The 15,634-nt window shown below is 35.7% G+C and carries 17 protein-coding genes and 1 pseudogene; 11 read left to right on the forward strand and 7 right to left on the reverse strand.

What is annotated here, in order from left to right; translation table 11 throughout:
- Positions 1-6: 6 nt before the first annotated feature.
- A complete protein-coding gene (locus tag AC0T5Z_RS13665) occupies positions 7-477 on the reverse strand; it encodes a DUF1643 domain-containing protein (protein WP_039048355.1) in 471 nt (156 codons plus the stop codon).
- A gap of 133 nt (positions 478-610) precedes the next feature.
- On the opposite strand from AC0T5Z_RS13665, the gene AC0T5Z_RS13670 reads away from it, so the two are divergent.
- From AC0T5Z_RS13670 to AC0T5Z_RS13680, 3 genes and pseudogenes are all read left to right on the forward strand, one after another.
- Positions 611-1,531: a chromate resistance protein ChrB domain-containing protein gene (locus AC0T5Z_RS13670; protein ID WP_026438269.1), complete on the forward strand. Its 921-nt coding sequence runs from the start codon at positions 611-613 to the stop codon at positions 1,529-1,531.
- A 2-nt stretch (positions 1,532-1,533) separates the two neighbouring features.
- Positions 1,534-2,892, forward strand: a complete 1,359-nt coding sequence (gene chrA, locus AC0T5Z_RS13675; RefSeq protein WP_435337684.1) for a chromate efflux transporter — start codon at positions 1,534-1,536, stop codon at positions 2,890-2,892.
- A gap of 46 nt (positions 2,893-2,938) precedes the next feature.
- A pseudogene (locus tag AC0T5Z_RS13680) lies at positions 2,939-3,232 on the forward strand (hypothetical protein); the annotation flags it as partial.
- 361 nt (positions 3,233-3,593) lie between these two features.
- Here the strand turns inward: AC0T5Z_RS13680 and AC0T5Z_RS13685 are convergent.
- The 3 genes from AC0T5Z_RS13685 to AC0T5Z_RS13695 all read right to left on the reverse strand — a co-directional run bounded on the left by AC0T5Z_RS13685 (position 3,594) and on the right by AC0T5Z_RS13695 (position 5,138).
- A complete protein-coding gene (locus AC0T5Z_RS13685; RefSeq protein ID WP_473786291.1) occupies positions 3,594-3,854 on the reverse strand; it encodes a recombinase family protein in 261 nt (86 codons plus the stop codon).
- Between the two features lie 352 nt (positions 3,855-4,206).
- Positions 4,207-4,497 carry a hypothetical protein gene (locus AC0T5Z_RS13690; protein WP_004763414.1) on the reverse strand — a complete coding sequence of 97 codons (291 nt, stop codon included), beginning with the start codon at positions 4,495-4,497 and terminating at the stop codon, positions 4,207-4,209.
- Entirely contained in the window at positions 4,497-5,138 is a 642-nt protein-coding gene (locus AC0T5Z_RS13695; protein WP_435337680.1) for an AAA family ATPase, read from the reverse strand. Before AC0T5Z_RS13695 ends, AC0T5Z_RS13690 begins: the two co-directional genes overlap by 1 nt.
- Before the next feature lie 339 nt (positions 5,139-5,477).
- Between AC0T5Z_RS13695 and AC0T5Z_RS13700 the strand changes: the two genes are divergently transcribed.
- The 3 genes from AC0T5Z_RS13700 to AC0T5Z_RS13710 all read left to right on the forward strand — a co-directional run bounded on the left by AC0T5Z_RS13700 (position 5,478) and on the right by AC0T5Z_RS13710 (position 9,970).
- Complete coding sequence (locus AC0T5Z_RS13700; RefSeq protein WP_435337679.1) at positions 5,478-6,377, forward strand: replication initiation protein; 900 nt, start codon at positions 5,478-5,480, stop codon at positions 6,375-6,377.
- Positions 6,378-8,545: 2,168 nt separating this feature from the next.
- Positions 8,546-9,643, forward strand: a complete 1,098-nt coding sequence (locus AC0T5Z_RS13705) for a hypothetical protein (RefSeq protein ID WP_435337687.1) — start codon at positions 8,546-8,548, stop codon at positions 9,641-9,643.
- 33 nt (positions 9,644-9,676) lie between these two features.
- Positions 9,677-9,970 (forward strand): antitoxin HicB, encoded by a 294-nt coding sequence (locus AC0T5Z_RS13710; protein ID WP_435337677.1) that lies wholly within the window; start codon positions 9,677-9,679, stop codon positions 9,968-9,970.
- Here the strand turns inward: AC0T5Z_RS13710 and AC0T5Z_RS13715 are convergent.
- Positions 9,967-10,290 (reverse strand): hypothetical protein, encoded by a 324-nt coding sequence (locus tag AC0T5Z_RS13715; protein WP_004676205.1) that lies wholly within the window; start codon positions 10,288-10,290, stop codon positions 9,967-9,969. The two genes, AC0T5Z_RS13710 and AC0T5Z_RS13715, sit on opposite strands and share 4 nt — an antisense overlap.
- Positions 10,291-10,792: 502 nt before the next feature.
- On the opposite strand from AC0T5Z_RS13715, the gene AC0T5Z_RS13720 reads away from it, so the two are divergent.
- The 5 genes from AC0T5Z_RS13720 (at position 10,793) to AC0T5Z_RS13740 (ending at position 14,764) form a co-directional block, all read left to right on the forward strand.
- Positions 10,793-11,056, forward strand: coding sequence for a hypothetical protein (locus tag AC0T5Z_RS13720; RefSeq protein WP_435337676.1), 264 nt, complete (start codon positions 10,793-10,795; stop codon positions 11,054-11,056).
- Between the two features lie 129 nt (positions 11,057-11,185).
- Complete coding sequence (locus AC0T5Z_RS13725; protein WP_407481126.1) at positions 11,186-11,371, forward strand: copy number control protein; 186 nt, start codon at positions 11,186-11,188, stop codon at positions 11,369-11,371.
- A 64-nt stretch (positions 11,372-11,435) separates the two neighbouring features.
- Complete coding sequence (locus tag AC0T5Z_RS13730; protein ID WP_407481128.1) at positions 11,436-13,058, forward strand: N-6 DNA methylase; 1,623 nt, start codon at positions 11,436-11,438, stop codon at positions 13,056-13,058.
- Between the two features lie 9 nt (positions 13,059-13,067).
- Positions 13,068-14,321 carry a phospholipase D family protein gene (locus tag AC0T5Z_RS13735; RefSeq protein WP_435337673.1) on the forward strand — a complete coding sequence of 418 codons (1,254 nt, stop codon included), beginning with the start codon at positions 13,068-13,070 and terminating at the stop codon, positions 14,319-14,321.
- A 32-nt stretch (positions 14,322-14,353) separates the two neighbouring features.
- Positions 14,354-14,764, forward strand: a complete 411-nt coding sequence (locus AC0T5Z_RS13740) for a hypothetical protein (RefSeq protein ID WP_272284600.1) — start codon at positions 14,354-14,356, stop codon at positions 14,762-14,764.
- Between the two features lie 64 nt (positions 14,765-14,828).
- Here AC0T5Z_RS13740 and AC0T5Z_RS13745 read toward each other — a convergent pair whose 3' ends face one another.
- The gene (locus AC0T5Z_RS13745) at positions 14,829-15,143 is read right to left on the reverse strand and encodes a BrnA antitoxin family protein (protein ID WP_032032443.1); all 315 of its coding nucleotides are present in this window, start codon (positions 15,141-15,143) and stop codon (positions 14,829-14,831) included.
- Positions 15,130-15,417: a BrnT family toxin gene (locus AC0T5Z_RS13750; protein WP_130114512.1), complete on the reverse strand. Its 288-nt coding sequence runs from the start codon at positions 15,415-15,417 to the stop codon at positions 15,130-15,132. Before AC0T5Z_RS13750 ends, AC0T5Z_RS13745 begins: the two co-directional genes overlap by 14 nt.
- Positions 15,418-15,634: the final 217 nt, after the last annotated feature.

Consider the following 15,634-nt stretch of genomic DNA (forward strand, 5'->3'; position numbering starts at 1 on the left):
GCGCCATTATGTTAAATAGGGCTTAATTTGAGTTTCAGAATGGATGTAAAGAGGATGTTTTGGTTCACCTGTTTTATTCAATTCTAGATAATAAAGTTTACCCTTTAATAGTTCTTTTACAGTAGAGGACCTTTGTTGATACCCCCCATTATTACCCCAACAAGCAATAATTCTTTGGGATTTGGAAGCTATTTCGCTTAAGTAAAAATCATTATCTGAGCCAATGGGATCTTCTTGAGACATCATTTCTTGTGGATCAGTTGCTCTATATGCAAAGAGATTAGCCATATAAATACCACCGCCACCCCAACTTTTGGCAAGGTTGATACAACGAGTGATAGTGGGATCATCTTGAATATGATCTGCAGTTGAGGGATTCAAACCAATAAAAGAAAACATTGGTTTCTCTTTATCCCAGATACGCCATAGAGAATAACGATATTTACTGCAATCTGAAATTATTGCTCCCTTTTCCATAACACCCTCAATTTAAATATGTTCTGGATAAATATTTTCTTAATATTTTTCCTACTATAGGAAATCATTTATTCGTCTTTGAAGTTTAAAAATTTATTAGTAATATATTCTACAAATATGTTGAGTATACTACATGTCTATTTCTTTGCTCATAACATCTCTGCCTACACAGAACACAAGCACTCGGATGAGAGTCTGGCGATCTTTGAAAGCAAGTGGTGCCGCGACCCTTAGAGATGGGGTCTACATACTCCCTATTAATCATAGTGAGAAGTTTACCTCTATTGCTAATGATGTTGTTTCTGAACAAGGAACTGCTTATATGTTTTACGCAGAGCCACCTTTAAATCTTGAACTCGCACCTATTTTCAGTCGAAAAGAAGAGTACGAAACCCTCTATAAACAACTCACGGAAATAAGAGATCGTCAAACTAAAGATGATAAGAAAGAACTACTCAAACAGATTCGTAAATTAAGAAAAAGCATCGATGCACTTGTAGACATTGACTATTATCCAGATGAGACTCAAGTACAGGTTCTTAATGAACTTTCCTTATTGGAACTCACTATTGCACGTCTAGGTGAAGTCAATGAACCTAAAGCTATACAAGCTCATATTCAACATCTGGATAAAGGTAATTATCAAAACAGAATTTGGGCAACACGACAAAGGCCTTGGATTGATCGTCTAGCTTCTGCATGGCTAATCAAGACTTTTATAGATACCTCACCAACATTCATTTGGTTAGAAACGCCAAGTGACTGCCCCAAAGATGCATTTGGATTCGATTTTGATGGTGCAACTTTCAGTCATGTCAATCATTGGGTGACCTTCGAAGTTCTTTTACATAGTTTTGATCTAGAAACACCCGCATTAAAGAAAATCGCTGAAATTGTTCATTACCTTGATGTAGGAGGAATTGAGCCTCCAGAAGCGATCGGTATTGAAAAAGTTATTCAAGGAATTCGAAGTCAGATAAGTGACGATGACCAATTATTTGCATTATCGAATCACATTTTCGATGGCTTATATGCCAACCTATCAAGAGAATAATCATGGAACAAGAACTTGTTATACAACCAGAACAAGAGATACAGTCAGTTTCATTTTGGCAAGCATTCCTATTCTGGCTTAAATTGGGGTTCATTAGTTTTGGGGGGCCCGCAGGTCAAATTGCGGTCATGCACCAAGAACTGGTTGAAGAAAAGCGGTGGATTTCAGAGAAGCGATTTTTGCATGCACTGAACTATTGTATGCTCTTACCGGGTCCTGAAGCACAACAATTAGCAACTTATATCGGTTGGTTAATGCATAGAACCGTCGGTGGTTTAGTTGCAGGGATTCTTTTTGTACTACCCTCACTATTTATTTTAATTGGTCTTTCATGGGTTTATGTAAAATTTAGTGATGTACCCATTATTGCAGGGCTCTTTTACGGTATTAAACCTGCTGTTGTTGCCATTGTTTTTCATGCAACACATCGAATCGGCAGTCGATCACTTAAAAATAAATTTTTATGGCTGATTGCAGCCCTTTCATTTATTGCTATATTTTTCTTCAACTTACCCTTTCCTTTAATTGTGCTCTCTGCCGCAATCATTGGTTATCTAACCAGTAAAAAATATCCAAGCCTATTTTCTGGTGGAAACGCACACCAGCAGAGTAAAAAAGATTATGGTCGTGCTTTAATTGATGATGATACTCCTACACCTGAACATGCGATCTTTAGCTGGAAACGATTGGGCAGTATTCTGCTAATTGGTGGTCTACTGTGGTTTATTCCAATCCTGAGCCTAAGCTTAACGCTGGGGTGGGATCATACTTACACCCAAATGGCTTGGTTCTTTACGAAAGCGGCCCTGCTCACCTTTGGTGGTGCCTATGCAGTATTGCCTTATGTTTATCAGGGTGCTGTAAGCTATTACGGTTGGTTAAGTCCGACTCAAATGATAGATGGCTTAGCTCTAGGTGAAAGCACGCCCGGCCCTTTAATTATGGTGGTCGCATTTGTTGGCTTTTTAGGAGCATTCAATCAAGCAATCTTAGGCTCAGATCATTTATTCTTGGCGGGCACCATTGGAGCAAGCATAGTCACTTGGTTTACTTTCCTGTTTTCCTTTGTTTTTATTTTAGCTGGTGCACCAATTATCGAATCAACACATAATGCGCTCAAATTTACAGCTCCGTTAACGGCTATTACAGCCGCAGTTGTTGGTGTGATTCTTAACCTTGCCCTATTTTTTGCTTATCATGTACTTTGGCCAACAGGTTTTAACGGCTCTTTCGATATTGTTGCTGCGTTAATTGCACTTGTAGCTTTGGTTGGCTTATTTCATTTCCAGCTCAAAGTGATGTACGTCCTTGCAGCTTCAGCATTAATTGGTTTAATTTGCTTTAACTTTCTTTCTATGTAATTTAAACAGTCGAAGTATAAACTTCGACTGTTTTTTTATATCTTTATATTTCTATTTGACTGTGCCTTTCAGCTACATATTCTCAATTCTTTTAAATCGTTATAACAGTCTTAATTTATTAACCATCTGTATTACCTCTCTAATTATTGCTACTCCATTTTTTATTCTTTTAGGATGGGGGCATACTGGAAAGATTGCTGAAGATTGGTGGAAGATGTATACCGAAACATGGGCTAGCTTTATGGCTCTATTTCCTGGCTTATGTTATTGGTTATTTCTGATTGATCTAAAAGACAAGAAATCAAAAATATTGAACAAACCATTACGTAAAGATTCTTAAATTTTTCTAAAATTAACATAATACACCTTATACGAAATGTGTTATAATTATCTTTAGAAATCAATGCTGTAGTTTCTAGTTAATAGCTCATCTTCCCCAAGGTGGGCTTTTTTTATGATTTTTCACGTTCCACGCTTAATAAGTGAGCAATGTTCCACGACTTTATTCATATTAGTTAAATAATCGTGGCTAATCATAGGGTCTAAAAAAACGGCTCCAAAAGCTGGGGTATTAACAGCCTTCAATGCAGATGCAGAAATAGCTTTCGATCTTCAGCCGTACAAGTATCAGTGTTGAAAAAGAAAATTACGGAACTCACAGCTGCATAAAATATTCTCCGATCCTTGATGACTGGTCATCATTAAGGCTTTTGCCCTACTGCCCTTTGAACTGTAGCAATCCCTACTCCAAACTGTTTTGCCACACTTCTAAAAGTCGAGCCATCTTCCTGCATGGCTTTTTGTATTTCTGCATAATCAACTTTACGCTTTCTGCCCTTATATAAGCCTTTCGCTTTGGCTTTAGCAATACCTTCCTTTTGCCGTTCACGGATCATGGAGCGTTCAAATTCTGCAAATGCAGCAAGCATTTGGAACATGAGCTTATTTCTTTTTTGCAACAAAGCCTATTTTAAGTATTTGTAATATATTATTTTAAAATCTCACGTGGGAAGAAATGTCAAAATCCATCAAAAATATTACTTAACTTACGTAAGTTAAGTAATATTTTTGATGGATTTATTGATCCAATGACCTATTTTTTACTTAAAATAGGGAAATTTGCCTATTTTTTTCTGTATATATGAGTTTTTACTGCTTAATTTACAGATTTATTAATATTTAAGGTAAATCACATGTTGTGGTTATAAGTATTTGTAATTAAAATATTATTTTAAATAATGTGTGGTAGGAAATGTCAAAATACAAGAAAAATTTATTAAGTTATTAAACTTACGTAAGTTTAATAAATTTTATCTAATTTAATTCTTTTAAGATAAGATTTTTTAGCTCATCCTTTGGAAGCTGTTGTAAATGATGAATTGCAGCTTTAACAATAATAGATCTATTGGCACGGGCTACTTTAGAATCAACGAGAAGATCATCAATTTCTTTATCGACATCTTTTGTTAAAGAAAATGTCAATCGAAGATATTTTTGTTGAGATTTTTCTAATGTTTTAACCCGCTTAGATGCACCGCTTATGAAGTTATCTATGTCTTGCTGTTTAGTATCTTGATCAGCTTTTTTGAGACCCTTTAGAGCCATCATAGTTCTCCTAAAAACTCTATAACTATTCTCTCAATTTCAGCTTTTGCTTTAGGATCAGAATCCACTTCAAAAACTGATAATCCATTTTCATCTGCATCATCATATACATTACGATTTGTCGTGAATTGATTGAGGGCTATTAGCCCAAAAGATTCACAAGCATCTTTAGCATCTAAAATACGTTGAGCTTGACTAGGAAGTGTCGGGCATTGAGTAATAACTGCTTTAGTGACTAATTCAGGGTTAACAGCTTTTGCTAACTTAATTAGTTGCTCTACGTGTACTAAAGTTTTTAAATCCCTACGTTTAGGGCGAAATGGTAAAAGCATATGAGTGGCGATTGTCATTGCCGAACGTAGAGCCTCTGAATCTTGGCCACCAGCATCAATAATAATGTCTTGGTAGCGCTTAGATAGATCATCCAAGATTTGACGAATGTTTCCAGCCGCTTGAACAGAAGGAATATTTTTTAGATCAGAATTTTCATCCCGCTCTTTGATCCAGTCTGTTGTCGTTCCTTGTGGATCTGCATCTAGAAGTAATATATCTCTGTTCTGTTGTTGAAGATAAACAGCTAAATTTTGTGCAAGACAACTTTTACCCGAACCGCCTTTTTCACCACCGACTAAAATAATCATAATTCTTATGTAACTTACGTAACTTATTTAAAATATTATTATAAGAAGTTTTTCAATAAGATCAATAGATTAAAATTCAAGATTATTATGTAACTTTAATAACTTACGTAAGTACATTGAAAGAACTTTGTTTTATATGATTTTTTCAATAGAAAACAAATGATTTTTGTTATACATTTACACAGACATTAAAAAACCTCGATGACTTTCTAACTTGCCGGAAAGGAGTCAATCGAGGTTTGAATATTTAACCGATAACATGGGTGTATGTTATAGATTAAGTAAAATAATAAACCATTTTTCTTAATAAGCATATACCGCAGATATGAAATACTGGTTATGCATGAATTAAATTTTATTTTAGATAATTTTATAAACAATTTACCTAAAAAACCATATTGCTCCAATGACCTTGGACAAGGACTTTTAATACGTCCCAAAGAAATAGCTGTTAATTTCAAATATCTACAAGCCAATAGCCCATATTATCAACATTACTTAATTTTCGATTTAGATTACGAAGCAGCGATGGCTGAAATTATATATTCTAAAGTCGGAATTCCTCTGCCAAATCTTCTCGTTGAAAATCCTGAGAATGGTAAAGCTCATTTACTATTTCAATTAGAAACGCCTATCTATAAAACTGATGCAAGTCGGCCAAAACCAATTATCTACGCTAATGCGATTATTAAGCGCTTAGAGGAACTTTTTGATGCTGACGTAGGATACTCTGGCTTAATCACTAAGAATCCGTTCTCGAGCGAATGGCGTGTATCTACGTTGCGTTCAAGACCATACTCCTTAAATGAACTTGCACTCAACTTAGATCTAAGCTGGAAAGAAGTAAATCAGCCAATTGCAAAAGATGAAGCGACAGGCTTAGGTCGCAATTGTTATATATTTCATACAGCACGACATTGGGCTTATGTTGAAATCAGAAAGTTCAGAGGGAGTACCTATAACGCATGGTTTGAATGTGTCTTAAAACATTGTCAAAACTTAAATTGTGGACTAGCAGATCCGATGTCTCATAATGAGGTTAAAGGGATTGCAAAAAGTATTAGCCGTTATTGCTGGAAGAAAGATTCATACTGCTATCAAGAGTTCATTGATAGGCAGACTCGAAAAGGTAAGTTAGGAGGTCGTCCCAAGACAACTACAGCAGCAGGTAATCCTTGGGAAGCCCTTGGTATTAGTCGAGCTACTTATTATCGAAAATTACGTGAGACAAAAGCCTAAATCAGATATTAGCTTTTTCTCCTCCTTTTTGATGAGACAAAAGCCTAAATCAGATATTAGCTGTACTAGTTCGCACTCTTTTAAGTGATTTTGAATATAACGGTTAAACGCAAAAAATATGTTTTTTAGCTCGACTAATTATTTTTTTGAGGTTGGTCTTTGTTCTTATTAAAGTTGTTTCTAGATAAAATGAGAGTTAAATAGGAAAGCCCTGTCCAATAAACTTGGAACAGGGCTTATGTTGGAGTTTCACGTTACCGCCTAACGCCAATAGAACGTATTGGTACGTTTTCACAGTTATCAACTTGTGACATTCTCTTTGCATAACAAAGGAAGCGAATCTCAAACCGTTCAGACAGCTTATGCCCGACTGTCATCACCACTAAGTTTAAGACAAACTTCGGTTGTGTTTTAGTTCCACAACTACGACTTTCTAATACCACTTTTCCGCTAGTTACGAAGCAATATGTTTTCCATCACCGCTAAGTACAGGTCCGCTAATATTCAACCATCAAATTCAATCGTCACCGCTAAGTCACATTTGGACCGCTAGATGAAAATTCAGGAAAGAATACATCACCGCTAAAACACTATTCCGCTAGTAAAACAACTTGACTGCTTCATAACGTCACCGCTAAAAAAAATAGCTAGTAGCGATTAATTCAACTTTAAAGTTTGGATTAATAACTAAGATATTTGGTTGGCGTGAACCAACAACGGAGCCACCGTTCATGCTTCTTACTGAATAATCATCAAATATCACAACTACTAACAGCCACGTTAATAATTGAAATAATCATTTTGATGTTCTTCCACGCCAAAAAAGTTCGTACCATTTCATAGATACCGAGGCTGCCACACCTCACTTTAAAAACCCTTGTCAGTGGTTTTAAATATTTCCCGCATTGTCTTTCGCTTCATCACCGCTTACGTTTTTATTCGCTCGAAGTGACTGGATCTGTATCAAGGTTCGATACAGAATCTACTCAACAATTCTCCCTCTCTCATTAATCAAAACTTATTCCCCACTCAAGGCAGGTTTTCGCTTCAAAAGTCTATATCAAGGAGCCACCTTGTATAATGATCGACTTGAGAGATTCCCATATTAGTCATAATGGTCTTTGTTCATTAATAAAAGTAAACCAGTATTAATAAACGATCAGTACGCTTATCCACTCCACAAAATAACAGCGATTCCGTTGTTCTACGGTAAGAGTTCCAAAAACCCGTATTATTCACCGTTATTCGACTTCATTGTGGGTAAAGCACTTGACCTACGCAAAGCAACATCTTCGCTATGTTTAAATCACTAAAAAATAAAAAAGACCGCAATGAACTTAATCAATGCAGTCTTAATTTCTGAGTGACATAACGTTCTACGTGTCACCGTTACAGGCTTGAGCTATCCAGCGATCTCACCAACTAACCTGAAATGTCATCTCGACAAGTCATTCAAGTTAATCCTTGAGTACCGAAGTTTCCAGATTTCTCCTCAACTCCCTAATACCTCGCGATATTCTCAGCAGCCCACCTGTGCGCCATACATCATGCCCTTCGTAAAAATTGAAGCATGAAATAGGTGTTGTTAACGCAACTATCAATCCTTGAAGTTACTCACACTCTCCATTAGACAGGGTTTGATCTAGTCGCCTAGATTCCCGTTTCTATGTCGCCCAACTATTACATAGATTACATATTTACGACTGGTGAGCTTAAAAGCAGACCTGCGTTTATATGCAGTCAGGATTGGGTCAATAAGCGGAATTTCACCACCTAGTGCCCGTCATAGCCGCGCCAGCTAGATTTCTCACGCACGCAGCTTTGCGAGTTTTAGTATACGTTGGCTGACGTATACACATAAAACCGCAATGACAAGGGTCTAGAAAAATTCGGGACAGATACGAATCACATCGATCCCAAAAAATTCATATTTGGCAGGCACAGAATAAGCCACAAAAAACCTAGAAACAACTGTTTGCTCGGGTCCACAGGAACTCTTATTTACAGAAAACCCATCTTCGCTCAAAAAAAAACCATTTTTAGTGAAAAATGGTTTTGTGATTCTCTAAAATAAAAGATAGACTTTTATGCTTTCCGCAAAAAACGCAGGTTTTGGTTGATTTATGATCTACTACACAACAACAAAAACGGACTGTCTTCTCAGTATCATGCAGTGCGTTTCCAATGGAAAAGCAAAGTTCTGGTTTTCTGATGTTGTGCCTTTTTCGAAGTTTCAAAACCTGATTCCGAAACTAATTTTAGAGTATGGTCTGGATCTCGGTGAGCAAGCGCGTAAGAAAAAATCAGACTACGGGGAGCCAGTGTGGAGTCTTGTGATCAATTATGATCCGGCAAAAAGTGAGGTGTTCCAGTTCTGGTTATTCAGCACCGGTTATCGTGAAGCACGAAGAAGCAAGCTGACGCTACAAGAAATACTGGCTCAGAATTCGAGTATGCTACGCAAGCAAAAACTGAATAGTATTTTGACGACTAAAAAAGAAAAACTATTACGCTTCGGTCCTTATGTACTTGGACAGTACATCGATTTTATGGATCTTAAACCGCAGTTTTCTCGGGTCTATTATCATCCGGAACGCTTTGGCGTGATTTTTAATGTGCACGCGAAGCAGATGAAAACCATTGATAGCAACCGGAAGCACGTTTACCGCCTGTTTATGCCTTTTAATGCCTTTGAAGAAAAACGTTTTGAAAGTATTCAGCGGATTTTCGGATTTGCTTTTTTAGAGAATGAACATACACATTGGAATCAGGCATCAGTGAGTGAATTCCTGTTGCGAAGATTTGGGATTCAGTTTGATCCTGAAGTCAGTTATAACGAGCGGTTGAAAACGCTGACCGGTGCATTACGTGGCGTTCGTAAAAAGCATCTGGAGTTTTTTCAGCGGCATTCTCAAAAAAAGATCAGATTCACCTGGTATTTGTCAGAGGAGTTTATGCAATCAGCTACCTGGGAGTTGAATAAAAAACTTGATTTAATTTCTACTGAAAAGGCTGACCGTCTGAAAGAAGCCACCTTCAGGTTAAGTTCTAAGGGAAACTTTCATGGGACACGTCATCAAATCGGCACTTTGCAGGCCAGGATGAGATCAATCCTCAATGCTCGAGATCCAGCACAGAAGAAACTGAACCAGATGTATTTTCCCAAGAATCTTCACTATGTAAGATTCACAGCCAAAAAAAATTGCAATATGAAAGAGTTTGAACTGGCTTGTCGTAATGCAGATACGATGTATTTGAACAAATAGAATAAGCAAAAACTTAAAGATTAAAGGTGAACTATGCCAAAATATCCTGATGATGATTATCTCAGCCGCCAAGAAATTGACGATTTGAGGAGTGAGGCCAAACACGCAGCAAAATATATGAAAGCTTTTTTCGATTTTAAGATTGAAGCCCGTTACTCATTTAGCGTGAAATGGTCCGCCGAGGACGAAGAATTTGTTGGACTTTGTGCTGAACTTCCTTCGCTGTCCTGGCTAGATTCGACCAGAGATAAAGCACGTTCTGGCATTGAGAGACTTGTTTTTGAAGTATTACAAGACATGAGTTCCACTGGAGAAGCCATACCTTAATATTTTTGGAAAAATGCCTGATTCCGCTGGATGTATTCATTCAGATTGTTTGAATCTAAGCCATATATTTGCAGTTTTTTATCGATATATTTAAAAAAGAAAGAATAAACAATGTGCATAATCCCAAGCACAAAAGCCTCTATTTTGATCGCCGGTAATAGGGCATTTGGGTCTGTAAAGAGAGTTTCTAACGTGAAATGATTAAAAAAATAGATGAAAAAAGTCACCAGACTCAACAGAGTCAAAAGTGCATAAGCTTTAGCACAAGTCTTGCAGTGCCCATTCATTTTTTCTAATTTCTGAAAAATTGTATGATTCATTTGGCTCTCAAGGCATCTAAATTTTTGAATGACGAACTCTCTACAAATTTTAAATATCCAGGATTAAAAATGGGTAGAAATTTTGTGTCGGATGATAGCTGGCTTCATAAAAAATTATCAAAATTATAGATAATTAAATTGTTAGTAAAGTACTGAAATTAAATAAGATGGTTAATACCAACACACATCATAGCTACCTGATTAAGTCAAATTAGGTAGCTATGATGTGTGTTGCTAAGCTTTAAATTTTTTATAAAATATAAGTATTTGATTTTAAATATTATTGTATTTAGATGGTAAAAATAAAACTCAAACATTAACATTTATAAATTATTGAAATTAAACATAAAATTAAGATCACACATAATACCTACCTTAATGTGGAAAGAAGCTATTGTGTGTGTCGATCAGAGCATTATATGTAGAAAGGTCTCTAGTTCTTTATCCTGTCTACCCGACTTGTAATATGATTCATATATCAGCTAACTGGGAGTGCGGCACTATGTCAACAGTAGATCTAATTGATGAAGATGACAATGAATCAGGTATTGCTGCCAAAGCCGCAAATGTACTTCGAGACCGCTTTATTGCCACAGCTCAAAGTGGACCAGTTATGTATGTTGAAAACGATACTGTACTGCTTAAGGAACTCAATGGTCACACAATTGTGATTAAACACCTATCTGGACGTAATCCTGAACTTGCTCAACGAGTAGCGAGTCGTGGAACTTTTAAAATTAAAAAACGTAAAGTAAGCCAGGATTGAGGCTAACTGGGACTTACAATTCAAATTTCGTATAAGAGATTTTATGTTAAATAGATTCTTAATACTTGCAACTAATTTAGTTCTAAATAATATGTAGATCTTAAATTAATTATGATTGAGAGTCCTTTGATGGAAGATAAGTCTAATTCGGTTTTGGATTTGAATCCAAAAGCACCGAGAAAATATAAAACATTAACTATTCCAATGAATAAGCATGAATATGACTTGTTAACAGCTTTAGCTGAAAGATATGGCCAAAGCCATAATGGTATCATCCGCTTCGCTCTAAAAGAGCTTGAAAAAAAGCAGTTATAATTTGAAACTAATTTAGTTTCAAATTAGAATGTCTTTATAGGAATGTACCCGAGTTAAATAATTTATGAAATTTAAAAGTGAGCAAACGTATCAAAAGTTACGTGGAGGCTACTACACACCTGAATCTATATCAGCGTATATCAATCAGTGGGTCATTACAGAAGATACTAAAGATATTCTAGAACCTAGCTGTGGAGATGGATCTTTTTTTAAGTCCTTAAAAGACTTAGTTGATCTTGAAACTTTTGTGGTTAATGGTTTTGAACTTGATCCTATTGAAACTCAAAAAGCAGAAAGTGTCTGTCAAACGATGGGGTTATCACATGTAAACATTTCTAATCATGACTTTCTCGATTACGCATTAGCTCAAATAATTGAAAATAATAAGAAACATGATGCAATTGTGGGAAATCCACCTTTTATTAGATACCAATTCTTAGAGAAAGATTTCCAAGATAAAACTGAACAATTATTTAAAATTTTAGGTCAAAAATTTACTAAGCATACTAATGCTTGGGTTCCATTTGTATTGTCTTGTATAGAGTTATTAAAGCCTAATGGTCGATTAGGAATGGTTATTCCTTCTGAAATTATTAATGTTATGCACGCTGAATCATTGAGAAATTTTTTAATTTCTCGATGCCAGTCAATCGAGTTAATTGATCCTAAGGAAATTTGGTTTGAAGGTACTTTGCAAGGTGCAGTCATCTTATTCGTGCAGAAGAAAGAGTCTGAACAAGATGAATGTGTAGGTATCAAACTGATTCAAGTTGATAATTTAGAATTTTTAGATGAGCCATTTGAAAGATTCAGAACAAAGTTTTCTTATACACCTACAAATGAATTACCAAACAAATGGACTAAAGCTTGTTTAAATCCTCAAGAGCTTGAGTTGTTAAATAGGATTTCTCATCTTTCAGAAGTTAAGAAATTTAATGAAATAGCAAAAGTAGAAGTGGGTATTGTTACTGGTGCCAACGATTTCTTTTTAGTTAATGATGATGTCGTAAAAGCATATGCTCTAGAAGATTTTGTGCATCCAATGTTCGGTAGAAGTCAGCATTGTGACGGTATTCTTTATGATCAAAAACAGCATCAGGGTAATAAAAACGATTCATTACCAAATAATTTCGTTTGGATAAAGGATTCATTTGAAAATTTACCTTCAAGGGTCCAAGACTATATTAAATTTGGTGAAAGTAAGGAATTACATACTCGTTATAAATGTAGAATCAGGTCTCCTTGGTACACAGTCCCTTCCGTGTTTTCGACAAAGTTAAGTATGTTAAAAAGGGCTCATGAAGTACCTCGTATTATTTTTAATGAACTTGATGCTTACACCACTGATACGGCCTATAGAGTTTCAGCTTATAATATTGATGAAAAACAATTGGCTTTTCTATTCTTAAACCCTTTAACTGCTATCTATTGCGAAATTGAAGGACGCTCTTATGGAGGTGGGGTCTTAGAATTAGTACCTTCTGAAATTCGAAATATTCGTATACCTATTGTTGATATTGATGTTGATCTACATGATCTAGATCAAGAATTTAAATCCTTAACAATTATTGAGTTGATGAAGCTTCAAGGCACAAGAATCTTTTCAAAGTTAGGTGTATCGCAGGAAGATGTTGATTTATTGGTTAATATTTGGATTAAACTAAAGGATAGACGACAGCGAAATTAATGGATTTCCATGCTTTCACCAAAAATTTTTTTTCAGCGTCTTGATGGCGCTGATTTTGTTACTGAACTAGCTCAAGCTTCTATCAATTATCAAGAAGGAATGGTGAGTGTTGCTTTTGCACGAAAGAATGGTGCAGATATTCTTTGCAATAACATTTTGAATAATAAAAAAGTTTTATTTTTTATAGGGATAAATAATGGAGTAACGTCTAAGCAAGCTCTAGAATATCTTATAGATCAAAATGTACATCAAGATATTTACTTGGTTAATACTGGTACTTCACAACAAATTTTCCACCCGAAAGTTTTCTGCTTTTATGATGTCGCATCAAAGCAAGGAGTATTGAGTCTTGGAAGTTCTAATCTAACTTCTGGGGGATTCGAGAAGAATATTGAAGCTAATATTTTATTGTATATAGACTCTACGAATTGGGATTTGATAGACACAATTGACATTAATCTAAATAGTATCAAAGCTGATTGTATCCATCTAAAGAGTAAGACACAGCTAGATGATTTACTTAAAGATGGCTTTTTAGAGGATGAAACTAAAAAAACTTTTGTTGAAGCTAGAAGTAGTGTTACGCAGAATTCGGGCTCTTCAAAGATTCCAAAAATCACATTAAAAACGGTTATTAAGTCACAGACGGCCTCTCCAAGTACACCTGCAACGACAGGTACAACGGCCTCTCCAAGTACACCTGCAACGACAGGTACAACGGCCTCTCCAAGTACACCTGCAACGACAGGTACAACAGCTTCTCCAAGTACACCTGTAACGACAGGTGCAATGGCATCTGCAAGTACAGCAGGCTTTATTATTCCACCTCAATATCAGCAGGTATGGAAAAGTAAAGAATTAACACAACGAGATCTTTGTATTCCTAAAGGACAAAATACTCATCAAACTGGTTCTATGCTGTGGAAAAAGGGGGAAAGTAACTTAGACCAACTTCATGAGTTTTATTCTTTAATATTCAGTAATCTAAATTGGTATCCGAAAAAAAATTCTCAACACCTATTAAAAGCTGAAGGTAATTTTAAAATTTATATTTATACAGCTTATCAGGGGCAATACAGCTTAACTCTTACTCATAATACAGACACCAAAAGTAGAAGTTATCAACAAAAAAATAGCATGACTAGTATTTCATGGGGAGCAGCGAAATCAATTATTGCAAGCTCAGCATATTTGGGAAAACATATGTATCTATATAAATCTTCAGTACAAACTGATCCGTTTATATTAATGATTGATAACTAAACTATGTAATTGAAAAAAGGAGAAAATATATCATGGCAATTGTAGAAGTATGGAGCAAGAGTAACCTTCCTGTAGGGGATCTACAATTACTAGAGGATAGCCATGCTTCGGGTGTTTTACGATTAACTCAAGCTGATTACAGAATTGATCAGACAACATATTTTCGTGATCAGGTTTTCACGGAATTAACATGGTATCCAATCGACGGTAAAGAAATGGCTAATGCCAGTTTCAGAATAATTACTGAAAATATTGATCATGGTATTTTTAATTTAGCAATAAGTCATAAGCCATCTTGGGAATCAAATCAAAATAATTATACAACGGGTTTACACTGGGGAAATGCAGTACGCATTGTGCAGAATCCAGCTTTAGTGGGTAAAAAATTGAGTTTGTATAAAGCAACTAATGAAGCTTATGATTTTTTGATAAAAATTGATTAGTTTTCCTAAAATTAACATAATTCACATTATGCGAAGTCAAAAATGGGAGCTTAAGCTCCCATTTTTACTGATGATTTTTTAATTCTTTTAGCATGGCATCCCGCAAGATTTCATTCATGCGTGTCTGATAACCTTTGCCTTGTGCTTTGAACCATGCAAGTACGTCAGCATCTAGACGAATAGATGTTTGTTGCTTCACTGGACGGTAGAATTGATTGTGGCGTACAGCATTACTCCAGTCGGTAATTTCAGGAATATCTGATAGGTCTAGTTGATCGTCAGGAAGCATTCCTTTAGCAAGCAAGCGTTCAATTTCAGCATCTTGCTTGTCGCTGAATTTTTCATTCAGTTCTTTGCGTGAGTGTCTAACCATGCTCATATTTATCTCGCTCCGCTTTTGTTACCTGTCTTGCACTAATAATTCTTATGATTTCACAGTCATCTTCATCAAAGATGGTATGAGCTACTAAGAGCATTAGTACGCCTTTCACTTTTCCAATGGTCTGCCAACGTTCTTCGCCATCGGTATGTCTGTCCTGGATTGAGATCCTTAGAGGATCTTCAAAAACAAGGCTTGCCGTTTCGAAAGAGACATCGTGTTTTTTCTGATTCTTTCGATTCTTTGCCTCATCCCATTCGAAATACTGTTTCATAAAAAACATTCAAATTTGTATATACAATAATGTATCACAAAATTGTATCACTCAAGTTGAAAAGCGTAATTTTTAGTCAAATTTATTGGCAAGAACTATCAAAACTGCTCATAAAAAAGCCGACTTGTTTCAAAATCGGCTTTTTGGGCATTTTTACATTTTTATGGTTTTATTAAGTGTTTGATATTTATATTAATATACAAGTGTATTGCGTATA

The sequence above is a fragment of the Acinetobacter pengchengensis genome, from assembly GCF_982235305.1.